19 protein-coding genes and 3 pseudogenes are annotated in these 21,126 nt (G+C 75.1%); 8 read left to right on the top strand and 14 right to left on the bottom strand.

Annotated elements, in window-relative coordinates; all coding sequences use genetic code 11:
- Positions 1 to 134 precede the first annotated feature (134 nt).
- On the bottom strand, positions 135 to 866 hold the full coding sequence (locus ACH5A8_RS00965; RefSeq protein ID WP_398996591.1) for a VIT1/CCC1 transporter family protein: 732 nt from the start codon (positions 864 to 866) through the stop codon (positions 135 to 137).
- A 274-nt stretch (positions 867 to 1,140) separates the two neighbouring features.
- On the opposite strand from ACH5A8_RS00965, the pseudogene ACH5A8_RS00970 reads away from it, so the two are divergent.
- The 7 genes and pseudogenes from ACH5A8_RS00970 to ACH5A8_RS01000 all read left to right on the top strand — a co-directional run.
- A pseudogene (locus tag ACH5A8_RS00970) lies at positions 1,141 to 2,106 on the top strand (ADP-ribosylglycohydrolase family protein); the annotation flags it as partial.
- Positions 2,019 to 3,338, top strand: coding sequence for an ADP-ribosylglycohydrolase family protein (locus ACH5A8_RS00975; protein ID WP_398996593.1), 1,320 nt, complete (start codon positions 2,019 to 2,021; stop codon positions 3,336 to 3,338). The pseudogene ACH5A8_RS00970 and the gene ACH5A8_RS00975, both read left to right, overlap by 88 nt.
- 7 nt (positions 3,339 to 3,345) lie before the next feature.
- Positions 3,346 to 4,548: an ADP-ribosylglycohydrolase family protein gene (locus tag ACH5A8_RS00980; protein WP_398996595.1), complete on the top strand. Its 1,203-nt coding sequence runs from the start codon at positions 3,346 to 3,348 to the stop codon at positions 4,546 to 4,548.
- On the top strand, positions 4,536 to 6,044 hold the full coding sequence (locus ACH5A8_RS00985) for an ADP-ribosylglycohydrolase family protein (RefSeq protein ID WP_398996597.1): 1,509 nt from the start codon (positions 4,536 to 4,538) through the stop codon (positions 6,042 to 6,044). The genes ACH5A8_RS00980 and ACH5A8_RS00985 overlap by 13 nt, the downstream gene beginning before the upstream one ends.
- A complete protein-coding gene (locus ACH5A8_RS00990; RefSeq protein WP_398996599.1) occupies positions 6,041 to 7,255 on the top strand; it encodes a CaiB/BaiF CoA transferase family protein in 1,215 nt (404 codons plus the stop codon). Before ACH5A8_RS00985 ends, ACH5A8_RS00990 begins: the two co-directional genes overlap by 4 nt.
- Positions 7,252 to 7,572, top strand: a pseudogene (locus ACH5A8_RS00995) (aldolase/citrate lyase family protein); the annotation flags it as partial. The gene ACH5A8_RS00990 and the pseudogene ACH5A8_RS00995, both read left to right, overlap by 4 nt.
- A 570-nt stretch (positions 7,573 to 8,142) precedes the next feature.
- Positions 8,143 to 8,751 (top strand): annotated as a pseudogene (locus ACH5A8_RS01000) (aldolase/citrate lyase family protein); the annotation flags it as partial.
- Between the two features lie 114 nt (positions 8,752 to 8,865).
- On the opposite strand, the gene lgt reads toward ACH5A8_RS01000, so the two are convergent.
- The 11 genes from lgt to hisI form a co-directional block, all read right to left on the bottom strand.
- On the bottom strand, positions 8,866 to 9,963 hold the full coding sequence (gene lgt, locus ACH5A8_RS01005) for a prolipoprotein diacylglyceryl transferase (RefSeq protein ID WP_398996601.1): 1,098 nt from the start codon (positions 9,961 to 9,963) through the stop codon (positions 8,866 to 8,868).
- Between the two features lie 126 nt (positions 9,964 to 10,089).
- Positions 10,090 to 10,863, bottom strand: a complete 774-nt coding sequence (locus ACH5A8_RS01010) for a DsbA family protein (protein WP_398996603.1) — start codon at positions 10,861 to 10,863, stop codon at positions 10,090 to 10,092.
- Positions 10,864 to 10,940: 77 nt separating this feature from the next.
- On the bottom strand, positions 10,941 to 11,759 hold the full coding sequence (gene trpA, locus ACH5A8_RS01015; RefSeq protein ID WP_398996604.1) for a tryptophan synthase subunit alpha: 819 nt from the start codon (positions 11,757 to 11,759) through the stop codon (positions 10,941 to 10,943).
- Entirely contained in the window at positions 11,756 to 13,039 is a 1,284-nt protein-coding gene (trpB, locus tag ACH5A8_RS01020; protein WP_398996606.1) for a tryptophan synthase subunit beta, read from the bottom strand. The genes trpA and trpB overlap by 4 nt, the downstream gene beginning before the upstream one ends.
- Before the next feature lie 78 nt (positions 13,040 to 13,117).
- Positions 13,118 to 13,342, bottom strand: coding sequence for a tryptophan biosynthesis modulator TrpM (gene trpM, locus ACH5A8_RS01025; RefSeq protein WP_398996608.1), 225 nt, complete (start codon positions 13,340 to 13,342; stop codon positions 13,118 to 13,120).
- 22 nt (positions 13,343 to 13,364) lie between these two features.
- Positions 13,365 to 14,174: an indole-3-glycerol phosphate synthase TrpC gene (gene trpC / locus ACH5A8_RS01030; RefSeq protein WP_398996609.1), complete on the bottom strand. Its 810-nt coding sequence runs from the start codon at positions 14,172 to 14,174 to the stop codon at positions 13,365 to 13,367.
- Positions 14,175 to 14,371: 197 nt separating this feature from the next.
- Positions 14,372 to 14,812: a DUF2752 domain-containing protein gene (locus ACH5A8_RS01035; RefSeq protein WP_398996611.1), complete on the bottom strand. Its 441-nt coding sequence runs from the start codon at positions 14,810 to 14,812 to the stop codon at positions 14,372 to 14,374.
- A 354-nt stretch (positions 14,813 to 15,166) separates the two neighbouring features.
- Positions 15,167 to 15,415 (bottom strand): HGxxPAAW family protein, encoded by a 249-nt coding sequence (locus ACH5A8_RS01040; RefSeq protein ID WP_398996613.1) that lies wholly within the window; start codon positions 15,413 to 15,415, stop codon positions 15,167 to 15,169.
- Between the two features lie 141 nt (positions 15,416 to 15,556).
- Positions 15,557 to 16,201, bottom strand: coding sequence for a TIGR02234 family membrane protein (locus tag ACH5A8_RS01045; protein ID WP_398996615.1), 645 nt, complete (start codon positions 16,199 to 16,201; stop codon positions 15,557 to 15,559).
- Positions 16,202 to 16,271: 70 nt separating this feature from the next.
- The gene (locus ACH5A8_RS01050; RefSeq protein ID WP_398996617.1) at positions 16,272 to 17,762 is read right to left on the bottom strand and encodes an anthranilate synthase component I; all 1,491 of its coding nucleotides are present in this window, start codon (positions 17,760 to 17,762) and stop codon (positions 16,272 to 16,274) included.
- A gap of 11 nt (positions 17,763 to 17,773) precedes the next feature.
- Complete coding sequence (gene hisI / locus ACH5A8_RS01055; RefSeq protein ID WP_398996618.1) at positions 17,774 to 18,229, bottom strand: phosphoribosyl-AMP cyclohydrolase; 456 nt, start codon at positions 18,227 to 18,229, stop codon at positions 17,774 to 17,776.
- A gap of 174 nt (positions 18,230 to 18,403) precedes the next feature.
- Here hisI and ACH5A8_RS01060 point away from each other — a divergent pair, with 174 nt between their 5' ends.
- On the top strand, positions 18,404 to 19,039 hold the full coding sequence (locus ACH5A8_RS01060) for a TIGR03085 family metal-binding protein (RefSeq protein WP_398996620.1): 636 nt from the start codon (positions 18,404 to 18,406) through the stop codon (positions 19,037 to 19,039).
- A 201-nt stretch (positions 19,040 to 19,240) separates the two neighbouring features.
- On the opposite strand, the gene ACH5A8_RS01065 is transcribed toward ACH5A8_RS01060, so the two are convergent.
- On the bottom strand, positions 19,241 to 20,503 hold the full coding sequence (locus ACH5A8_RS01065; RefSeq protein WP_398996622.1) for an MFS transporter: 1,263 nt from the start codon (positions 20,501 to 20,503) through the stop codon (positions 19,241 to 19,243).
- A gap of 14 nt (positions 20,504 to 20,517) precedes the next feature.
- Entirely contained in the window at positions 20,518 to 21,105 is a 588-nt protein-coding gene (locus ACH5A8_RS01070) for an ArsR/SmtB family transcription factor (protein ID WP_398996624.1), read from the bottom strand.
- Positions 21,106 to 21,126 lie beyond the last annotated feature (21 nt).

Below are 21,126 nucleotides of genomic sequence, written 5' to 3' on the forward strand. Positions count from 1 at the left end.
CGTCGCCCGCCCCGGTGAGGGTGCGCGGCAGGCGTCCTTGCCCGAAGCGCTTACGGCTCATGCCCGGTGGCCCTGTCGTCGAAACCAGCCGGTAATGGCTACTTATACGGTCGAACGCATAAGTTCCAGTGACGTCATCCTACGGCCGTTCCGAACAAGGTGCCCAGGACGTACGTCACACCGGCGGCGGCACCACCCAGGGCAAGCTGGCGCAAACCGCTGTACCACCAGGTCCGCGCGGTGACCCTGGCCACCACCGCGCCGCAGGCGAACAGTCCGACCAGGGCGAGCAGCACGGCCGGCCACAGCACGCCGGCGCCCAGCAGATAGGGCAGCACCGGCAGCAGGGCGCCCAGCGCGAACGAGCCGAACGACGAGACGGCGGCCACCAGCGGGGAGGGCAGGTCGCCCGGGTCGACGCCCAGTTCCTCGCGGGCGTGGATCTCCAGGGCCTGTTCCGGGTCCCTGGACAGCTGCCGGGCCACCTCGCGGGCGAGCTCCGCGTCCACGCCGCGCGCCATGTACAGGGCGGCCAGCTCGTCCTCCTCGTCCTGCGGGTGCTTGCGCAGCTCGCGCCGCTCGACGTCCAGCTCGGCCTCGACCAGCTCGCGCTGGGAGGCGACGGAGGTGTACTCGCCGGCGGCCATGGAGAAGGCGCCGGCGGCCAGGCCCGCGAGGCCGGTGAGGATGATCGTGTGCCGGCTGACGTCGCCGCCCGCGACGCCCGTCATCAGGGCCAGGTTGGAGACCAGGCCGTCCATCGCCCCGAAGACCGCCGGGCGCAGCCATCCGCCGTTCACATCGCGGTGCGTGTGGTTGTCGCGGTGCGCCTCGTGGAGCGGCGCTTCGGTGTCGAGGATGGCCATCGGGTCCCCCTGAGAGCTTAGGCAAGGCTTGCTTTTGGACGAGTTCTACTTTTCGACAACACTGAATCTACGCCCGTGATTCTGGTCCCGCCAGCAAGGAAAGGCTGGGCTAACCTGCGCTTTTGCACGTTCTTGCTCATTCGAGTAAGAGACCGCACAGATGTCGTACGGGTGATGGTGGGGCCCGCGAGGCTGCGTCGGCCGCCGCACCGGGGACAAGTCGGGCAAGGGTCCGGCGCCCTCCCGCCGGCCGCCCCGGAGAGGAGAGCCCGCGATGGCATCGAGCGCCGGCGTCCCCGCGGCCCGCCTTCGCGACCGGGCGCACGGCGCGCTGCTCGGCCTCGCCGTGGGCGACGCCCTCGGGGCGCCCGCCGAGAACCTACTGCCCTCCGAGATCCGCGCCCGCTGGGGCCGCGTCACCGGCTACGTCGCCGAGCACCCGGCCGGCACCGACGACACCGAGTACGCCCTCTTCTCCGGCCTCCTGCTCGCCCGGCACGGCTCCGCCCTCACCCCGGCCCATGTGGAGGCGGCCTGGCACGAGCACATCGCCGACCGCGCCGAGGGCCCCTTCCGCGGGGCCGGCTTCAGCGAGCGGGGCACCCTGGAGAACCTGCGCCGGGGACTCGCCGCCCCCGTCTCCGCCCAGCACCGGCACGCCTGGAGCGACGGCCTGGCCATGCGGGCGGCGCCCTTCGGGGTGTTCGCCGCCGGGCGCCCCGCCGAGGCGGCCCGCCTGGTGGCGATCGACGGCTCGGTCAGCCACGAGGGCGAGGGCATCCACGGCGGGCGTGCGGTGGCCGCCGGAGTCGCGGCGGCCATGGCGGGCGCGCCCCCGGTCGCGGTCGTGGCCGCCGCGCTCGCCGTCGTCCCCGACGACTCCTGGACCGCCCGCACGCTGCGCCGGGCCACGGCCGCCGCCCACCGCGGCGAACGCGCGGTCCGCTCCGCCGTCGTCATCGGCGGCTACCCCTGGACCGACCTGGCCCCGGAGGCGGTCGCCCTGGCCTTCGGCGCGTACGCCGCCGCCGACGGCGACTTCCGCGACGCGGTCCTCACCGCCGTGAACATGGGCCGCGACGCCGACACCACGGCGGCGGTCGCGGGCGCCCTGGCCGGCGCGACCCGGGGCGCCGCGGCCATCCCCGCCGAGTGGGCGGAGCGCATCGGCCCGGCCCGGGGCAGCTGCCTGCCGTCGATGGCCGGACAGCACGTACGGGACGTGGCGGACCTGCTGGTGGCGGCGGCCGAGGCCGGCGCCCGGCGGCCGGCGCCGGGGATGCGCCTGGACGCCGTGCCCGACGCCCCCGACGTCTACGTCCTCACCTCCGACGAGGGCGAGGCGGCGCCGTGACGGGCTCGCGGCGGATCGAAGGGCTGCTGCTGGGGCTGGCCGCCGGGGACGCCGCCGGATGGCCGGCCGCGCGGCACCGGGCCGCGCGGATGCCCGAGTGGACCCGGCGGCTCACCCGCGAGCTGGACACCTTCGCCGAGCAGAACGCCACCACCACGCTGCCCGTGCCCGTCGCGCTCAACCAGCCCCCCGGCCCGCTGCGCCTCGGCCCCTCCGACGACGCGGAGTGGGCGGCGTTCGCGGCCGAGGCCGTGCTGCGCGCCGGCGACGACGACGCGCTCGGCGACCTCAGCCGCCAGCGCCGGGTGCGCGCCGCGATCGACCTCACCTGGAACACCGTGGCCGCCGAGGTCGCGGCGGCGGCCGAACGCGCGCCCGAGATCGAGTCCGCGGTGCTGCCGCTGCGCGCCCGCATCTCCGTGCGGGCCGGGCTCGGCAACCTCGCCTGCGGACTGCGCCCGCCCGCCACCGGCCACGACAACCCGCACTACTTCGACGACGCGGCCTGCGTACGGGCCTGCGTCCTGGCCGTCGCCCACCCGGGCGATCCGCGCGGCGCCGCCGAGCTGGCCGAGTTCGACGCCCGCTACACCCAGGACGGCGACGGCGTGCGCGGCGCCCGGGCGATGGCGGCGGCGCTCGCCATGGCCCTCGCCGGGGCCGAGGCCGAGCGGTGCGTGACCGCCGCGCTGGCCGAACTGCCCGAGGAGACCGAGATCGGCCGCAACGCCCGGCACGCCCTCGCGCTCGCCCGCACCGGCGAGAGCGCGTTCGCGCTGGTGCCGCTGCTGGAGCACCAGATCGTCGACCACGTCTACAGCTACGGCGTCGCCGCCGCCGAGACCGTCCCGGTCGCCCTCGCCCTGGCCCTGGCGGCGGACGGCCGGATCGCCGAGGCGCTGCCCGCGGCGGCCTGCCTGTCCCGCCTGGCCGACTCCGCCCCGGCCCTGGCGGGCGCGCTGACCGGCGCGCTGGGCGGCGGCGCGGCGGTTCCCGACTCCTGGCGCGAGGCCTGCCGCACCCTGTCCGGCTGCGTGCTGCCCCGCCTCACCGGCACCGACCTGGTGGAACTCGCCGGACTCCTGGAAGCCGCGCAACCGGACCCACCAGGAGGATGATTCGGGCATGACGCCCAAAGGAGAAGAGACCCCGGAAAACGGCCGCGCCGCCGGTCCGTGCGACGCCGGTCTGGAGGAGCGGATCACCCAGGCGCTGGTCGGCGCGGCCGTCGGCGACGCCCTCGGCGGCCCCGTCGAGGGCTACTCCCCCGACCAGATCCTCCAGCGCCACGGCGGCCGGATCCACGGCGTCGTCGGCCCCTGGCACGGCGACCAGTGGCGCACCGCCCGCCCCGTCGCGCCGTACCACAAGGGAGACGGCCACGTCACCGACGACACCTTGATGACGCACGCGCTGGTGCGCGTGTACGCGCGGGTCCGCGACCATCTCGACGCCTACGCGGTCGCCGACCACCTGGTGCCCGAGCTGATGAACCGGCCGCGCTGGATCCCCGAGCTGGAGGCGGAGGCGCTGCCGTTGCAGCGGGTCTTCCTGGCGGAGAAGTGGCTGGTGGCCCGGCTGCACTACGGCCACGTCGACCCGCGCGAGGCCGGGAGCGGCAACATCGTCAACTGCGGCGCGGCGATGTACTCGGCCCCCATCGGCCTGGTCAACGCCGCCCACCCCGAGGCCGCGTACGCCGAGGCGCTGGACGTCGCCGGCGCCCACCAGTCGTCGTACGGGCGGGAGGCGGCGGGCGTCATGGCGGCCGCCGTCGCGGCGGCCTGCGCCCCCGGGGCCACGCCCGACTCGGTCGTCACGGCTTGTCTGGCGCTGGCGAAGGACGGCACCCGGGCGGCGATCGAGGCGGTGTGCGACGTGGCCCGCGACCACACGCACTTCGAGTCGGCGCTCGGTCCGCTGCGGGCCGCCGTCGCCCCGTACGACACGGTCGGCCCCGACTACCGCGCTCCCTCGCTGGGCGCCCGGCGCCCGTCCCGGCTGCACGCGATCGAGGAACTGCCCGTCGCGCTCGGCATGCTGACGGTGGCGCGCGGCGATTTCCGGCACGCCGTCCTCGGCGCCGTGAACTACGGCCGCGACTGCGACTCCATCGCGACCATGGCCGGGGCGCTGGCGGGCGCGCTCGGCTCGCCGGTTCCCGAGGCATGGGCCAAGACGGTCGCCGAGGCCAGCCGGCTGGACCTGTGGGAACCGGCGCGCACGCTGGCCGCGGTGACCCGCGAAGTCTTCGAGAAGGACGTACGACGCCGGCGCGCCCACGAGCGGGCGTTCGCCGGGATGGGAGGCTCTCGATGCTCCGACTGACCTGGGTCCAGCCGGAGGACCTGCTCGGCCACGAGCTGCGCCAGGCCGCGCAGGACGGCCGCGAGCCGAAGGCGGTCGCCGCCCGGTGGCGGGCGGCCGGCGGCCCCGAGGCCCCGGCCCGGGCAGGCGCCTCGCCCGAGCCGGCCTCCCGCTACCTGCGCCTCCTCGCGGAGGACCTCCTCGACGAACTCGCCGAACTGCCGAGCAGCCTGGCGGAGGCCGAGCCGACGGATCTGGCCGCGATCAGGGCACTGTGCCCGAACTGGCCCGCCGCGGCGGGGGCTTCCCGCACCACGGGATCCGGCAGGTCTGACCGGGTGACCGGGGCCGCTGGGACCGGTGGGCCTGCTGAGGCCGCGGCTTCCGGTCCTGCGGCGCCCTCCGTGCCCGCCGCTTCCGGCTCCGCGGCGCCTCCCGCGTCCGCGGGAGCGCCGGTGCCGGACCCGGAGCGGCTGGAGGCCGCGTGGCTGGGCCGGGCCGTGGGCTGCCTGCTGGGCAAGCCGGTGGAGAAGCTGCCCCTCGACGGCATCCGCCGACTCGCCCGCGCCACCGGCAACTGGCCCCTGACCACCTGGTTCACCGCTCGCGGCGTCCCCGACGACCTGGCCGCCAAGTACCCGTGGAACCGCCGCTCCGCCGCCACCTCGCTCGCCGAGAACATCGACGGCATGCCCGAGGACGACGACCTGAACTACCCGCTGCTCAACCTGCTCCTGCTGCGACGCCACGGCAAGGGCTTCACCACCGCCGACGTGGCCCGGCTGTGGCTGGACGAACTCCCCGCCGGCCGCGCCTTCACCGCCGAACGCGTCGCCTACCGCAACCTCCTCCTCGGCATCGACCCGCCGCGCACCGCCCGCCACCGCAACCCGTTCCGGGAGTGGATCGGCGCCCTGATCCGCGCCGACGTGCACGGCTGGACCAACCCGGGCGACCCGGCGGCGGCCGCCGGACAGGCGCACCGGGACGCCACGCTCACCCACACCGCGAACGGCGTTCACGCGGCCATGTTCGCCGCCGCCGTCATCGCGACCGCGGCGAGCGGCGCCCACGACGTGCACGCCTGCCTGGCCAGCGGGCTGACCGTCGTGCCGCCCGGCTCCCGGCTCGCCCGCGCCGTCCGCCACGCCATCGAGCTGGCCGCAGTTCACGAGGACTTCGACACCGTCGTGGACGAACTGCACGCCGCCCACGCCGCCACCTACCACTGGGTGCACGCCGTTCCCAACACCGCGCTGATCGCCGCCGCGCTCACCCACGCGAACGGCGACTTCACCGGCTCGGTCTGCCGGGCGGTGTCCGGCGGCTGGGACACCGACTCCAACGGCGCCACCGCCGGATCCGTCGCCGCGCTGCTGGCCGGCTCCCCGGCCGCGCTGCCCGAGCGCTGGACGGCCCCGCTGAAGAACCGGCTGGCCACGTCCGTCGGCGACTTCGACGGCAGCGGCTTCGACGCCCTGGCCCGGTTCACCCACCAGGAGGCGTCGCGCCCATGACGCCGCACCCGGACGGCCCGGACGCCGCCCCGCCCCTGACCGGCCTGCGCGTCCTGGACCTCGCCACCCTGTTCGCCGGGCCGATCGCCGCCATGCTGCTCGGCGACTTCGGCGCCGAGGTCGTCAAGGTCGAGCACCCCGCCAAGCCCGACCCCGCCCGCGGCCACGGCCCCTCGAAGAACGGGGTCGGCCTGTGGTGGAAGGTGCTGGGCCGCAACAAGCGCACCATCACCGTGGACCTGTCCAAGCCGGGCGGCCGCGCGACCCTGCTGCGGCTGGCCGCCGGCGCGGACGTGATCGTCGAGAACTTCCGCCCCGGCACCCTGGAGAAGTGGGAGCTGGGCTGGCCCGAGCTGTCGGCGGCCAACCCCCGCCTGGTGCTGGCCCGGGTCACCGGCTTCGGCCAGTTCGGCCCGTACGCGTCCCGGCCCGGATTCGGCACCCTGGCCGAGGCGATGAGCGGCTTCGCCGCGATCACCGGCGAGCCGGACGCGCCGCCGACGCTCCCGCCGTTCGGGCTCGCCGACTCCATCGCGGGCCTGGCCACGGCGTACGCGGTGATGACCGCGCTGGCGGCCCGGGAGCGCACCGGGCGGGGCCAGATCGTCGACATGGCGATCATCGAGCCCATCCTGACCGTCCTCGGCCCCCAGCCCCTGTGGTTCGACCAGCTCGGCTACATCCAGCCGCGCACCGGCAACCGCACCCAGAACAACGCCCCGCGCAACACCTACCGCACCTCCGACGGCACCTGGGTCGCCGTCTCCACGTCGGCCCAGTCGGTGGCCGAACGGGTCATGCGGCTGGTGGGCCGTCCCGAGCTGATCGACGAGCCGTGGTTCGCGACGGGCGCGCAGCGGGCCGCCCACGCCGACGTGCTCGACGAGGCGGTCGGCGGCTGGATCGCCCGGCACACCCGTACCGAGGTCATGGCCGCCTTCGAGAAGGCCGAGGCGGCGATCGCCCCGATCCAGGACGTCCGGGACGTGATGGCCGACCCGCAGTACCAGGCCCTCGGCACCCTGGCCACGCTCCACGACCCGGAGCTGGGCAGGCTGCGCATGCAGAACGTCCTGTTCCGGCTCTCGGCGACCCCCGGCGCCATCCGCTGGGCGGGCCGCCCGCACGGCGCGGACACCGACGCGGTGCTGACCGAGCTGGGCTTCACCCCGGAGGAACTCGCCGCGCTGCGCGCGGAGGGCGCCCTGTGACGGCCACCGTCCCGTTCCCGCTGACCTGGCTGTACGCCCCCGGCGACCGTCCGCACGTGGTCTCCAAGGCACTGGCCTCGGGCGCCGACGTGGTGGTGATCGACCTGGAGGACGCGGTCGCCCCGGAGCGCAAGGAGTACGCCCGCGCCGCCACGGCCGAACTGCTGACCGAACCGCCGCCCGTGCCGGTCCATGTGCGCGTCAACGCGGTCGACGGGCCGCTGGCCGCCGCCGACCTGGCGGCGGTGGCGCCCCGGCCGGGGCTGGCCGGGCTGCGGCTGCCGAAGGTGACGTCGGCGCAGCAGGTGGTGCGGGTCGCGCGCCAGACGGAGGGGGCGGGCCTCACCGGGTGGCCGCGCCACCCGGCGGACCTGGCCGGACGAGCGACCCAGGGCTGCGGCCCGGGACTGCCACCGGCCTGCGGCCCGGGGCCGGCCGGTCACGGTCCAGGGGCACCGTGCGGTGGTCCGGGGACGACGGGGCACGACCCGGGGCTGTCGGACTACGGCCGGGGGCTGCTGCCAGGAGGCGGGGCGGCTTTCCGGCCCGGTGCCGGGTCGGGGCCGGCACCGGGTTTCGGCCTGGCGCTGCCGACGGGTCAGGACTCGGGGCGGCCGTCGGGACACGGCCGGGGGCTGCTGCCAGGAGGCGGGGCGGCTTTCCGGCCCGGTGCCGGGTCGGGGCCGGCGCCGGGTTTCGGCCTGGCGGCCGACGAGGGCGACGGCTTCCCGCCGGGAGCTCGTCCGGGTCTCCCGTGGTTCCACGGCGCGGGGCCCACGCCGGTGGGCGGCGCCGGTCACGCGCCCGGAGGCGGTGCGGGGCCCTCGGCGGGCGGCGGCTCCAACCCCCTGCGGGCCGACGGTTCGGGTCCGGCGCCGGGTGACGGGTCCGGCCTGCCGCCGGGCGACGGCCCGTACCTCCCCTCGGGCGGCGACGCGGGTGCTTCGCCGGGCGACGGCTCCGGCCTGCGGCCGGACGGCGGCACGGGGATGCCCCCGGGCGAGGGCGGTCCCCCGCTCTACGCCCTCCTGGAGACCGCCCTCGCCATCGAGCACGCCTACGCCATCGCCTCCGCGCACCCCTCCCTGCGGGGCATCTCGATCGGCGAGGCGGACCTGCGGGCCGACCTCGGGGTGCGGCAGGACGCCGGCCTGGACTGGTGCCGCGCCCGGGTCGTCGTCGCGGCCCGCGCGGCCGGCCTCGCCCCGCCCGCCCAGTCCGTGCACCCCGACATCAGGGACCTGGAGGGGCTGGCGGCCTCGTGCGCCCACGGGCGCGCGCTGGGCTTCCTCGGCCGCGCGGCCATCCATCCGCGCCAGCTGCCGATCATCGAGCGCGCCTATCTGCCGACCGACCGCGAACTGGAGGAAGCCGAGACGATCATCAAGGCGGCCACCGCCGACCGGGGCGCCCAGGCCCTCGCCGACGGCCGCTTCGTCGACGCGGCGGTGGTGGCGGCGGCACAGCGCACCCTGGCGCTGGCCCGCAGGTGCTGACCGTGCCCCGCGAGGCAGGACGCCGGCCGGCGTCCGCACACGACGAGGGCGCCCCCGGAATCCGGGGGCGCCCTCAGGTGCCTGCGACAGTGCCTACGGTCCTGCGGCCGTCCGTCAGCCCTGCGGGGCCGATCCGGCCCCGTCCTTGACGCCGACGCCCTTGGCGTCGGCGTCCTCGGGACCCGCGTCCGGCGCCTCCGCGCCTTCCGGCTCGGAGCCCTTCGCTCCCGGGCCGCCGGCTTGCGGCGTCCCGGCCTTCTCGTCGGAGCCCGCCTTGCCGGAGGACTCGGCCCTTTCGTCGGTCCCCGACGCGTCGTCGGCCTTCGCCTCGCCGTCGGTCTCCGCCTTGCCGTCGGTCTCCGTCACGGCGGCCTCGCCGGAGGCGACCGAGGCGGCCGCGCGCGGCTCGACCTCGGTCTCCCGGCCCGGCCGCTTCTTCGAGGAGACCCAGATGTAGGTCACCGCGAGGAGGAACACGATCAGCGCGGTCCAGTCGTTCAGCCGGAGGCCGAGGATGTGGTGGGCGTCGTCGACGCGCATGTACTCGATCCAGCCGCGGCCCACGCAGTAGGCGGCGACGTACAGCGCGAACGCCCGGCCGTGGCCCAGCTCGAAGCGCCGGTCGGCCCAGATGACCAGCAGGCCGACGCCGATGCACCACAGGGACTCGTACAGGAAGGTCGGGTGGTAGTACCCGGGCACCCGGCCGTCCGCCGAGGACGTGATGTGCAGCGCCCACGGAACGTGCGTCTCGCGGCCGTACAGCTCCTGGTTGAACCAGTTGCCCCAGCGGCCCATCGCCTGGGCGAAGGCGATGCCCGGCGCGACCGCGTCGGCGTAGGCGGGCATCGGGACGCCCCGGCGCCGGGCGCCGATCCACGCGCCCAGCGCGCCGAGCGCGATCGCGCCCCAGATGCCGAGACCGCCCTGCCACACCTTGAAGGCGTCCACCCAGTCACGGCCGTCGCTGAAGTACAGCTCGTAGTCCGTGATCACATGGTAGAGCCGGCCGCCGACCAGGCCGAACGGCACGGCCCAGACCGCGATGTCGGCCACCGTGCCGGCCTGACCGCCCCGGGCGATCCAGCGCTTGTTGCCGAGCCAGACGGCGATGAAGACGCCGATGATGATGCAGAACGCGTAGCCGCGCAGCGGAATGGGTCCGAGGTACACCACTCCGTGCGACGGGCTGGGAATGTAGGCAAGTTCCATGGCAGGGTCGACGCTACCGCAGCCGGAGCGGGCCCACGGCGGACAACCCGGCTACGGGTCCATAACAGGAGCCCACGACCCGAGGACACCGCCCGCCACCGGGCCCGGACGCCGCCTTTTCCTTGCTCATCCTTTGCTCGCCGCCTCCACCGTCTGCTTCAGCTTCGCCGGGGTCATCGTCCGGTCCTCGATGATGTTCTTCCCGTTCAGCAGGACGGTCGGGGTGCCCGAGAAGCCGCCCGCCTGGAAGGCCTTGTTGGACTTCTCGACCCAGCTGTCGTGCGTGCCGTCCTTGACGCACTTCTGGAAGGCGGGCGTGTCCAGGCCGTTCACCTTGCCGGCCAGCTCGATCAGCTTGCCGTTGTCGGCGAAGGCGTCGTCGGTCTCCTCGGGCTGGCTGTCGTAGAGCACGTCGTGGTAGCCGGGGAACTTGCCGGCGTCCTGGGCGCAGGCCGCGGCGTTGGCCGCGCGCAGGGAGCCGGTGCCTCCGAGGTTGCCGTCGATCAGCCGGACCAGGTGGTACTCGATCCTGAGCTCGCCGGAGCCGGTCAGCTCGTGGAGCGTCGGGCGGTACGCCGTCTCGAAGGCCTTGCAGGCCGGGCAGCGGAAGTCCTCCCAGACCGTGAGCGTCGACTTGGCGCCGTCCTTGCCGACCGGGATGGCCAGGCCGTCCTTGCCCAGCGCCCCCGAGGGCGCCGCGACCGGGCCGGAGCCGCTGCCGCCGCTCTTGCCCGCCTTCGCGGCGACCACGCCGATCACCGTCGCCAGGCCCAGCACGCAGACCACGCTCGCGGTCACGATCAGCGTGCGCCGCCGCCGCTCCGAGGCCTTCTGCTTCTCCCGCTCGACCGCCAGCCGCTCACGGGCGGTGCGCTTCGCGTCATGGTTCTTCTCGCTCACACCACCAGAACGAACCGGGGAGGCGCATTGCGCCTCCCCGGTCCCAGGACCACCCCTTCGGGTGATCGAATCCTCCGTTACGCCTGTCCGCGCACCCCGCGCGCCAGCTCGCCGGCGAGCGCGCGCACGGCCTCCACGCCGGCCGCGTCGTCGGGGGCGTCCAGCATCCGCTTGACGAACGCCGAACCGACGATCACACCGTCGGCGAAACCGGCGACCTCCGCGGCCTGGGCCGGGTTGGACACGCCGAGGCCGACGCAGACGGGCAGATCGGTGCCGGTCCCGCGGGTGCGCCGCACCAGGTCCTGGGCCTGCTCGCCGACGGACTCGCGGGTGCCGGTGACACCCATCAGCGAGGCCGCGTAGACGAAGCCGGAGCCGGCCGCGGTGATCTCGGCGAGCCGCTCGTCCTTGCTGCTGGGCGCGACGACGAACACGGTCGCCAGGCCGTGCTTGTCGGCGTGCTCGCGCCACAGCGCGGACTCCTGCACCGGCAGGTCGGGCAGGATGCACCCGGCGCCGCCCGCCTCGGCGAGTTCGGCGGTGAACCGCTCGACGCCGTAGCGGTCGATGGGGTTCCAGTACGTCATGACCAGGACCGGCTTGCCGGTGGCCGCGTGCGCCTCGCGCACCGTCCGCATGACGTCGGCGATCCGGACGCCGCCGCGCAGGGCGATGTCGTCGGCGGTCTGGATGACCGGGCCGTCCAGGACCGGGTCGCTGTGCGGCAGGCCCACCTCGACGACGTCGGCGCCGCCGTCGAAGGCGGCCTTGATCGCCTCGATGCCGCCGTCCACGGTCGGGAAGCCGGCCGGGAGGTAGGCGATGAGCGCGGAACGGTCCTCCGCCCGGGCGGCGGCGAGGGTGTCCGACAGAAGCTGGATGTTGCCGCTCACTTGGCGTCCCCCTCGATCTCGGCGGTGGCGGCCGCGTCGGCGGCCACCTCGGCGTCGGTGTCGTACAGGCCGAAGTACCGGGCGGCGGTGTCCATGTCCTTGTCGCCGCGGCCCGACAGGTTGACCACGATCAGCCCGTCCGGGCCGAGCTCCCGGCCGACCTCCAGGGCGCCGGCCAGCGCGTGCGCGCTCTCGATCGCCGGGATGATGCCCTCGGTACGCGAGAGCAGGCGCAGGGCCTGCATGGCCGCGTCGTCGGTGACCGCGCGGTACTCGCCGCGGCCGGAGTCCTTGAGGTAGGCGTGCTCGGGGCCGATGCCCGGGTAGTCCAGGCCGGCCGAGATGGAGTACGGCTCGGTGATCTGGCCCTCGTCGTCCTGGAGGACGTAGGAGCGGGAGCCGTGCAGGATGCCGGGCTCGCCCGCGGTCAGGGTCGCCGCGTGCTCGCCGGTCCCCACGCCGTGCCCGGCGGGCTCGCAGCCGATCAGGCGTACGCCCTCGTCCGGGATGAAGGCGTGGAAGAGGCCGATGGCGTTGGAGCCTCCGCCGACGCAGGCGACCGCGGCGTCGGGCAGGCGTCCGGCCCGCTCCAGGAGCTGACGGCGGGCCTCGACGCCGATGACCCGGTGGAAGTCGCGGACCATGGCCGGGAAGGGGTGGGGGCCGGCGACGGTGCCGAACAGGTAGTGGGTGCGGTCGACGTTGGCGACCCAGTCGCGGAACGCCTCGTTGATGGCGTCCTTCAGGGTGCGGCTGCCGGACTTCACGGCCACGACCTCGGCGCCGAGCATGCGCATCCGGGCGACGTTGAGGGCCTGCCGCTCGGTGTCGATCTCACCCATGTAGATCGTGCAGTCCAGGCCGAACAGCGCGCAGGCGGTGGCGGTGGCCACGCCGTGCTGGCCGGCGCCGGTCTCCGCGATCACCCGCGTCTTGCCCATGCGCTTGGTGAGCAGCGCCTGGCCGAGCACGTTGTTGATCTTGTGGGAGCCGGTGTGGTTGAGGTCCTCGCGCTTGAGGAAGACACGGGCGCCGCCCGCGTGCTCGGCGAAGCGCGGCACCTCGGTCAGGGCGCTGGGGCGGCCGGTGTAGTGGACGAGCAGGTCGTCCAGCTCACGGGCGAACTCGGGGTCGGCCTTGGCCTTGTCGTACTCGACGGCGACCTCGTCCACGGCGGCGACGAGCGCCTCCGGGATGAACTTGCCGCCGTACGCGCCGAAGTAGCCCTCGGCGCTGGGCACCTGACCCTCCGGGTCGGGGTGGAAGAAGTTGCTGGGCATGCGGAAACCTCACGGTGAGTGTGTGGAGAGACACTGTTCGCCGTGGGGGCGGGGATCACGTACGTCGGCCGCGAGCCGTCAGTGGGCGGTCGCGCCCACGCGGCGAGGCCGCGTGTCGGGCACGGCCCCGCGCCCCTCGGGGGCGCGCTGCCATCGCATGCCGTTCACCTGACCGGGCTCGTCGCCGATGACGTACCTCACCCGGCGGCCGTGGACCCTGCGCGCGGGGGCGCGGCAGCCTCGGGGGCGGCAGCCGCGCGCGAGGCGGGCGTACCGGTCCACGGGGGTCATGGTGAGAGTCATCGGAGACAAGCCTACCGGGAGGTCAGCCGCGGCCGTGCCGCAAGGCGGGGTGAGTGCCGGCCGCCACCAGGTCGGCGACCGCCGTCTTGGGGTCGCGGCCGGTGACCAGCGACTCGCCGACCAGCACCGCGTCGGCGCCGGCGTTGGCGTAGGCGATCAGGTCGTGCGGGCCGCGGACGCCGGACTCGGCGACCTTGACGATGCGGTCCGGGATCTCCGGCGCGACGCGCTCGAACGTGTCGCGGTCGACCTCGAGGGTTTTCAGGTTGCGCGCGTTGATGCCGATGACCTTGGCGCCCGCGTCCACCGCGCGCTCCACCTCGTCCTCGTCGTGGACCTCGACGAGCGGGGTGAGTCCGATGGACACCGCGCGCTCGATCAGCGACTCCAGGGCCGGCTGGTCCAGCGCGGCGACGATCAGCAGGGCGAGGTCGGCGCCGTAGGCCCGGGCCTCCCAGAGCTGGTACGACGTGACGATGAAGTCCTTGCGCAGGATCGGGATGTCCACGCGGGCGCGGACCGCCTCCAGGTCGGCCAGCGAGCCGCCGAAGCGGCGCTGCTCGGTCAGCACCGAGATGACGGAGGCGCCGCCCGCCTCGTAGTCCGCGGCGAGCCCGGCCGGGTCGGCGATCGCGGCGAGCGCGCCCTTGGAGGGGCTGGAGCGCTTGACCTCGCAGATCACCTTGACGCCGTCGCCGCGCAGCGCGGCCACACCGTCCTTGGCGGCCGGAGCCTTCGCCGCGCGCTCCTTGAGCTCTTCGAGGCTGACGCGCGCCTGCCGCTCCGAAAGGTCGGCACGGACTCCGTCGATGATCTCGTCGAGCACACTCACGCGAGCGGCCCCCTTCCAGACGGTGGGATGTTCCAGCGGGTCGTACGGCCCCCGGCGTCCGCTTGGCGGTGAATCGGGCGGAACCGGCGGTCACTGCGATGGTATCCGCAGGAGGGCGTGGGCCTCGCATCCGGTGGAGCGCGGTCCCACGACCTGGACAGACGCCGGCCCGGCCTGTGGACGAGCGGCCGCTTCGGTCAGGGGTGGAGCGGGCCGCCGAAGGGCAGGTTGCGCACGACGGTGAAGACGGCGAGCAGGGTGAGCGCGCTCCACAGGTGCACCGGCCGGGGGTCGATCCGCAGCCGCCGGCCGCGCGCCGCCCGCAGCGCCCACGCGGTCCACAGCACGGCGAAGAGGAGATAGCCCACGACGGCCGGGGCGTTGTCGTGGAGGGCCGCGCCGAAGTCGCCGTGGACGACGGCGTGCGCGCTGCGCAGCCCGCCGCAGCCGGGGCAGTAGAGGCCGGCGTAGCGCAGCAGGGGGCAGGCCGGGTAGTGGCCGGGCTCGTTGGGGTCCACGGCCCCGACGTAGGCGAAGGCCGCGGCGACGGCGGCCAGGACCGCGGCGGGGACGGCGAGCCGCCCGAGGACGGGGCTGCGGCGCGTGGGTTCCGGCGCCGCGCGGCTCTCGGCGTTCACGCTCGCATTGTGCCCGGCGCGGGACGTGCCCGCGCGCCGGGGCCGCCGGCCGGGCGGCCCGTACGCGGGCCGGGGTCTTTCGTTCGGATCAGGCCGGATCAGGGAGTGGGGTCTGGCGGTGGGGCCCCTCCCACGCCGTTCAGGCAGTGGGGGCGCATCGCAAGGCGGAGGAGGGCGTCATGGCGGAGCCATGGCGACCGACGACAACACGGCGTGGGGGTACCCCCTGCTCGAAGAGCTCGGGGGAGTGCGGCGCCAGGGCCCGCGAGCCCGCCATGATCCGGACGAGAGACCCTGGGGGCGGCGCCGGGGCCGCCCCTGCGACGTGTGCCGTACGGGTGCGCCGTGCGGGGGTCAGCCCTTGGCGCCGGCCGGCTCGCTCTTGCCGGCGACCTGGTGGACGGGGTGCTCGTTCTTCTGGCCGAGGCCCATCATGCGCATGATGCCGCCGACGACACCGCCGAGCAGCACGACTCCCATGCCGGCCCAGAAGCCGACCGGCTGGGCGGCCACCATGAAGGCGCCCGCGGCGCAGAAACCGATGAAGGCGATGATGACACCGGTCCAGGCGGCCGGGGTGTGACCGTGGCTGCTGCCCGCCATGACTTGCTCCTCGTTGCTTGTACGTGTCTGAGCCGGACGCTCGGGTCCATTGTCCCGTACCCGCGCACGGGAAGTGATCGGGGGTGGCTCCTCGCGTACGCGTCGCACGGCGACCGGGCGCCGGGCCCGGGCGCGCCGCGGTCAGGCGGGTTCGGTGCCGGTGGGGTCCTCGCCGCGGTCGAGTGCCTTCCAGAGGTCCTCGGGGCGGTCGGGGTCGACGGGGCGGGGCGCGCGGGGACGCGGGGCGCCGGAGCGCTCGTAGCGGCCGGACATGGCCGGCCACAGCCGCCCGAAGCGCAGGGCGAGCAGGCCGGCCAGCAGGATCAGCGCGCCGCCGGCCACGGCGACGTAGGGCCAGGCGGTGTGGCTCAGCGAGGCGGCGGTGGCGGCGGTGTCGCCGGAGACCTGGGCGGCCTTGGTGTCCAGGGCGCCGGTGTCGGAGGCGCCCGACACGGCCGCGGCGATGGTGCCGACGCCGGAGAGCGCGAGCAGGGCGGCGACCAGGAGGCGGCCGGAGCGGCGGACCGCGAAGACGGCGACGAGCGCGGCCAGGCCCACTATGGCGAGCGCCGCGGGCACGCCCGTGACCTCGCTGCCCTTGACGCTCAGCGGGAAGGCGCCGCCGGCCACCGACGCGGTGCCCTCCGCCCAGCGCTGCCGGGAGGCCAGCAGCGCCACGGCCGCGCCGAGCGCACCGCTCAGCAGTGCGACGGCGAGGCTGCGGCGGCCGGACCGCCCGGGGGCGGCTTCGGTACGGGGGTGAGGTACGGCAGTCACGTACTCCACTATCGCGTGAGGACGGGGCGAACCGTCACCCGGGGCTCTCCACGGGCACGTGAGATATGCCCCACCTTTCCTACCTGGCCAGCCGGTTGGCGGTGTGCACCGCCCTGAGGACCGCGGCTGCCTTGTTGCGGCATTCGGTGTCCTCGGCCACCGGGTCGGAGTCGGCGACGACGCCGGCGCCCGCCTGGACGTGGGCGGTGCCGTCGCGCAGCAGGGCGGTGCGGATGGCGATGGCGGTGTCGGAGTCGCCGGCGAAGTCGAGGTAGCCGACGCAGCCGCCGTACAGTCCGCGCCGGGAGGGTTCGAGCTCGTCGATGATCTGCAGGGCGCGCGGCTTGGGCGCGCCGGACAGGGTGCCGGCCGGGAAGCAGGCGGTGAGCACGTCGAAGGCGGTACGGCCCGGCGCGACCCGTCCGGTCACGGTCGAGACGATGTGCATGACGTGCGAGTAGCGCTCGACGGACATGAAGTCGACGACCTCGACGGAGCCCGGTTCGCAGACCCGGCCCAGGTCGTTGCGGCCGAGGTCGACCAGCATCAGGTGCTCGGCGCGCTCCTTGGGGTCGGCGAGCAGTTCCTCGGCGAGGGCCTGGTCCTGCTGCGGGGTGGCGCCGCGCGGCCGGGTGCCGGCGATGGGGTGGACCATGGCCTGCCCGTCCTCGACCTTGACCAGGGCCTCGGGCGAGGAGCCGACGACGTCGAAGCCGTCGAAACGCAGCAGGTACATGTACGGCGAGGGGTTGGTGGCCCGCAGCACCCGGTAGACGTCCAGGGCGCTCGCGGTGCACGGCGTCTCGAAGCGCTGCGAGGGGACGACCTGGAAGGCCTCGCCGGCGCGGATGCGCTCCTTGACGTCCTCGACGGCGGCCTGGAAGTCCTCGCCGCCCCAGCGGGCGGTGTACTCGGGCAGTTCGGACGGCGGGAGGGCGGCGGGCGGCTGGGGCACCGCCCTCGACAGGTCGGCCTCCATCGCGTCGAGGCGGGCGACGGCGTCGGCGTGGGCCTCGTCGACCCCGGTGTCGAGGTCGTTGTGGTTGATCGCGTTGGCGATCAGCAGCACGGTGCCGTCCCAGTGGTCGAGGACGGCGAGGTCGGAGGTGAGCAGCATGGTCAGCTCGGGCAGCCTCAGATCGTCCCGGTCGCCGGGCCCGACCTTCTCCAGGCGGCGCACGATGTCGTAGCCGAGGTAGCCGACCATGCCGCCGGTGAAGGGCGGCAGGCCCAGGTCGTGGGCGAGGTCGCGGGGGGTGTGCAGGGCCTCGACAGTGGCCCGCAGGGCGGCGAGCGGGTCGCCCTCGACGGGGACGCCGACGGGCGGGGTCCCCTGCCAGTGGGCGCGGCCGTCCTTCTCGGTGAGGGTGGCGGCGCTGCGGACGCCGACGAAGGAGTAGCGGGACCAGGTGCGGCCGTTCTCCGCGGACTCCAGCAGGAAGGTGCCGGGGCGCTCGGCGGCGAGCTTGCGGTAGAGCGCGACGGGGGTGTCGCCGTCGGCGAGGAGCTTGCGGGTGACCGGGATGACGCGTCGGTCGGTGGCCAGCTTGCGGAACGTCTCGAGGTCCATGGCGGCCGACCCTACTGATCCGCGGCGCCGGCGGCGGAACCGGTGCCGTCGCCTCCGGGGCTCGTGGCGCCGTCGCCCCCGGGGGACCCGGGACCGTCGTCCTTGAGGAGCACGTCGGCGTCGAAGCAGGTGCGGTCGCCGGTGTGGCAGGCGGCGCCGACCTGGTCGACCTTGACCAGCAGGGTGTCCGCGTCGCAGTCCAGGGCGACGGAGCGGACGTGCTGGACGTGCCCGGAGGTGTCGCCCTTGACCCAGTACTCGCGGCGGCTGCGCGACCAGTAGGTGCAGCGGCCGGTGGTCAGCGTCCGGTGCAGCGCCTCGTCGTCCATCCAGCCCAGCATCAGCACCTCTCCGGTGTCGAACTGCTGGGCGATCGCGGGCAGGAGTCCGTCGGCGCTGCGCTTGAGGCGCGCGGCGATCTCGGGGTCGAGGCTGCTGGGCCGGGGGGTACCGGGCGTGCTGGTCATGGGTGCCATTGTGCCGCGCGGGCCCGGATGCCGGGGTGCGCGGTCCACGGAGTGGGCGCGGGCCGGGCGGGGCGGCGTGGGCCTCGGGCGCGACCGGCGGCGGGGGCCCCGGGAAGGCGGCGGTGGCCCGGGCGACGGGTGGGCCGACTTCCCGTGCGGTCGTAGGCTGAGCCCATGTCGACCTTTGCCAAGCGTGAACGGCTCCTGCTCGCCGACCTCTTGGAGACCGCCGGTCCACAGGCGCCGACCCTGTGCGAGGGGTGGCGCACCCGTGATCTGGCCGCGCACGTGGTGGTGCGCGAGCGGCGTCCCGACGCGGCCGGGGGCGCGCTGATCAAGCCGCTCGCCGGCCGTCTGGAGAAGGTGCTGGACGAGTACGCGGCCAAGCCGTACGAGGAGCTGGTCCAGCTGATCCGCACCGGCCCGCCGCGGTTCTCGCCCTTTCAGCTCAAGCAGGTCGACGAGGCGGCGAACACCGTCGAGTTCTACGTCCACGCGGAGGACGTCCGGCGGGCCCAGCCCGACTGGTCGCCGCGCGAGCTCGACCCGGTCTTCCAGGAGGCCCTGTGGTCGCGCCTGGAGCGGACCGCCCGGCTGCTGGGCCGGGGCATCCCGACGGGGCTGGTGCTGCGCCGGCCCAACGGCCAGACGGCCGTCGCCCACCGGGGCACCCCGGTGGTGACGGCGACCGGCGAGCCGTCGGAGCTGCTGCTGTTCGCGTTCGGCCGGCAGAGCGCGGCCCGGGTGGAGCTGGAGGGCGAACAGGCCGCGATCGAACAGGTGTCGGGGACCAAGCGGCTGGGGTTCTGAACGCGCCACCCCGGTCGGGACGGGACAGGGCCGGAGGGGACACGGCCGGACGGGACGGGACACGGCCGCCCGGGCCGCGGCGTCCGGACGGACTACGGCCGGCCCGGAGCGGGGTGGCCGGTCCGGGCCGGGCACGGCTCCGGTTCCGCGCGGGCCGTCACGACTCCGAGCGGGCCGCGGCTCCGGATCCGGGCGGCCGGCTCAGTGCGGCAGTTCGGCGCGGCGCAGGCCGGGGGCGGCCAGGGCGACGACACCGCCCAGCCCGCACACCGCCGCGCTCACGACGAACACCGGTCCGGTCCCCCAGGCGCCGATCGCGGCGGCGGACAGCGGCATGCTCAGCGGGGCGAAGCCCAGGCTGACCAGGCTGGAGACGGCGGTGACCCGTCCGAGGCGGGCCGGCTCGGCCTGGGTCTGCAGCAGCGCCCCGCACAGGGCGCCGCTGAGGCCCGCGAGGAGGCCGACGAGCAGGGCCACCCCGACGGCGGCGGCGAGGTTCGGGGCGTAGGCGAGGGCGCCGATGGCCGCGGAACCCGCGAAGATCGTGTACGCGGCCAGTCGGCCGGCGCGGGGCAGCCGTCCGCGCACGGCCAGCAGCAGCGAGGCGAGGCCCGCGCCGGTGCCGAAGCCGGCGAGCACCCAGCCCATGCCGGAGGCGCCCCAGCCGCGCTCGTCGGCCAGCAGGGTGAGGCCCACGTTGAGCGGGCCGACGAAGCCGAGGTCGCCGAAGGCTATGGCCAGCATCAGCGGGGCCAGGACACGGTGGCCGCGGATGTACCGCAGGCCCGCCACCAGGTCCTGCCAGGCGGTGGTGGCGCCGCCGGAGGCGTCCTCCGGGGGCAGTTCCCTGGTCCGCACGGAGATCAGCAGCGGCACGGACACGGCGATCAGCAGCCCCGCGATCCCGAAGGCGGCCGCCGCGCCGCCGAGGGCGACCCCGAGGCCGCCGAGCGGGGCGCCGACGACGCTCGCGAACCGGATCGCCAGTCCCCGCATGCCCTGCACGCGGGTGAGCTGGCCGTGGCTCGTCACCCGGGCCGGAAGGGCCCCCACGGCCGGCGTGAACACCGCGTCCACGGTGCCGAAGACGAGGGCGAGCACGGTCAGCGGCCACAGCCCCGGGTCGGCGCGCCACAGCAGGGCGGCCACCGCGAGGACGGCGACGCACCGCACGGCGTCGGAGCCGATGACGACCCGGCGCGGTCCGAACCGGTCGGCGATCACTCCCCCGCCGAGCATCAGCAGGGCCCGGGGCAGCGCGCTCACCGCCATGACGACGCCCGCCTGCGCCGGCGACCCGGCGCGCACGGCAGCCCAGGACAGCGCGAGGTAGTAGACGTTGTCGCCGACCATCGAGGCTGCGTAGGCGGACAGCCAGCGCAGGACGTTGCCGTCGCGGTGGGCGGGGCGCTCCGGGACGAAGGCGTCGGCGGTGGTCGCGGGCGGTGCGGTGATGGCGGTCAAGGCGGTGGCCTCTCTCAGACGCGGAACGGGAATCCGTACACGTGCAGCGCGACGTTCTCGCGCCCTTCGGTGTCGCCGGCCGCCTCGCGGGCGCGGCCCTGTGCGTCGTACTTCTTCACGAGCTCGAGGACGTCCTCCTTGAGGGCGGCCAGTTCGGTGGCCGTCAACCGCGTCAGCGACTCGCTGTCGTGGGCGGCCTCGTTCCACTCCGACCCCCAGTGGGTGCGCTCGTCGAGGTAGGCGCGGTACATCTCCGCGCGCTGCTCCACGAAGAGGCGGGAGGCCGCCAGGTGCGCCGCCACCTTCTCCGGCGCGTCCCTGAAGTCCCGGTCGCGGATGGAGACGCCGTCGGAGGCGGGCTGCCACCAGCGCTCCCGCGCGTCGCCGCTGCGCGGCTCGGCCTCCTCGATCAGGCCGTGCCCGGCGAGTCTGCGCAGGTGGTAGCTGACCAGTGACACGGCCTCGTCGACCTGTTCGGCCAGCTGGGAGGCGGTCGCGGTGCCGGCCACGAACAGCAGCCGGTACAGCCTCATCCGCAGCGGGTGGGCGAGCGCCTTGAGGGTGCCGACGTCGGTGACCTCACGCCTCTTCTCCTGTGACATGCCAGAACCGTAGACGCGAAA

Origin of the sequence: Streptomyces sp. NPDC018610, assembly GCF_044391765.1 — a bacterium.
Taxonomy (GTDB): domain Bacteria; phylum Actinomycetota; class Actinomycetes; order Streptomycetales; family Streptomycetaceae; genus Streptomyces.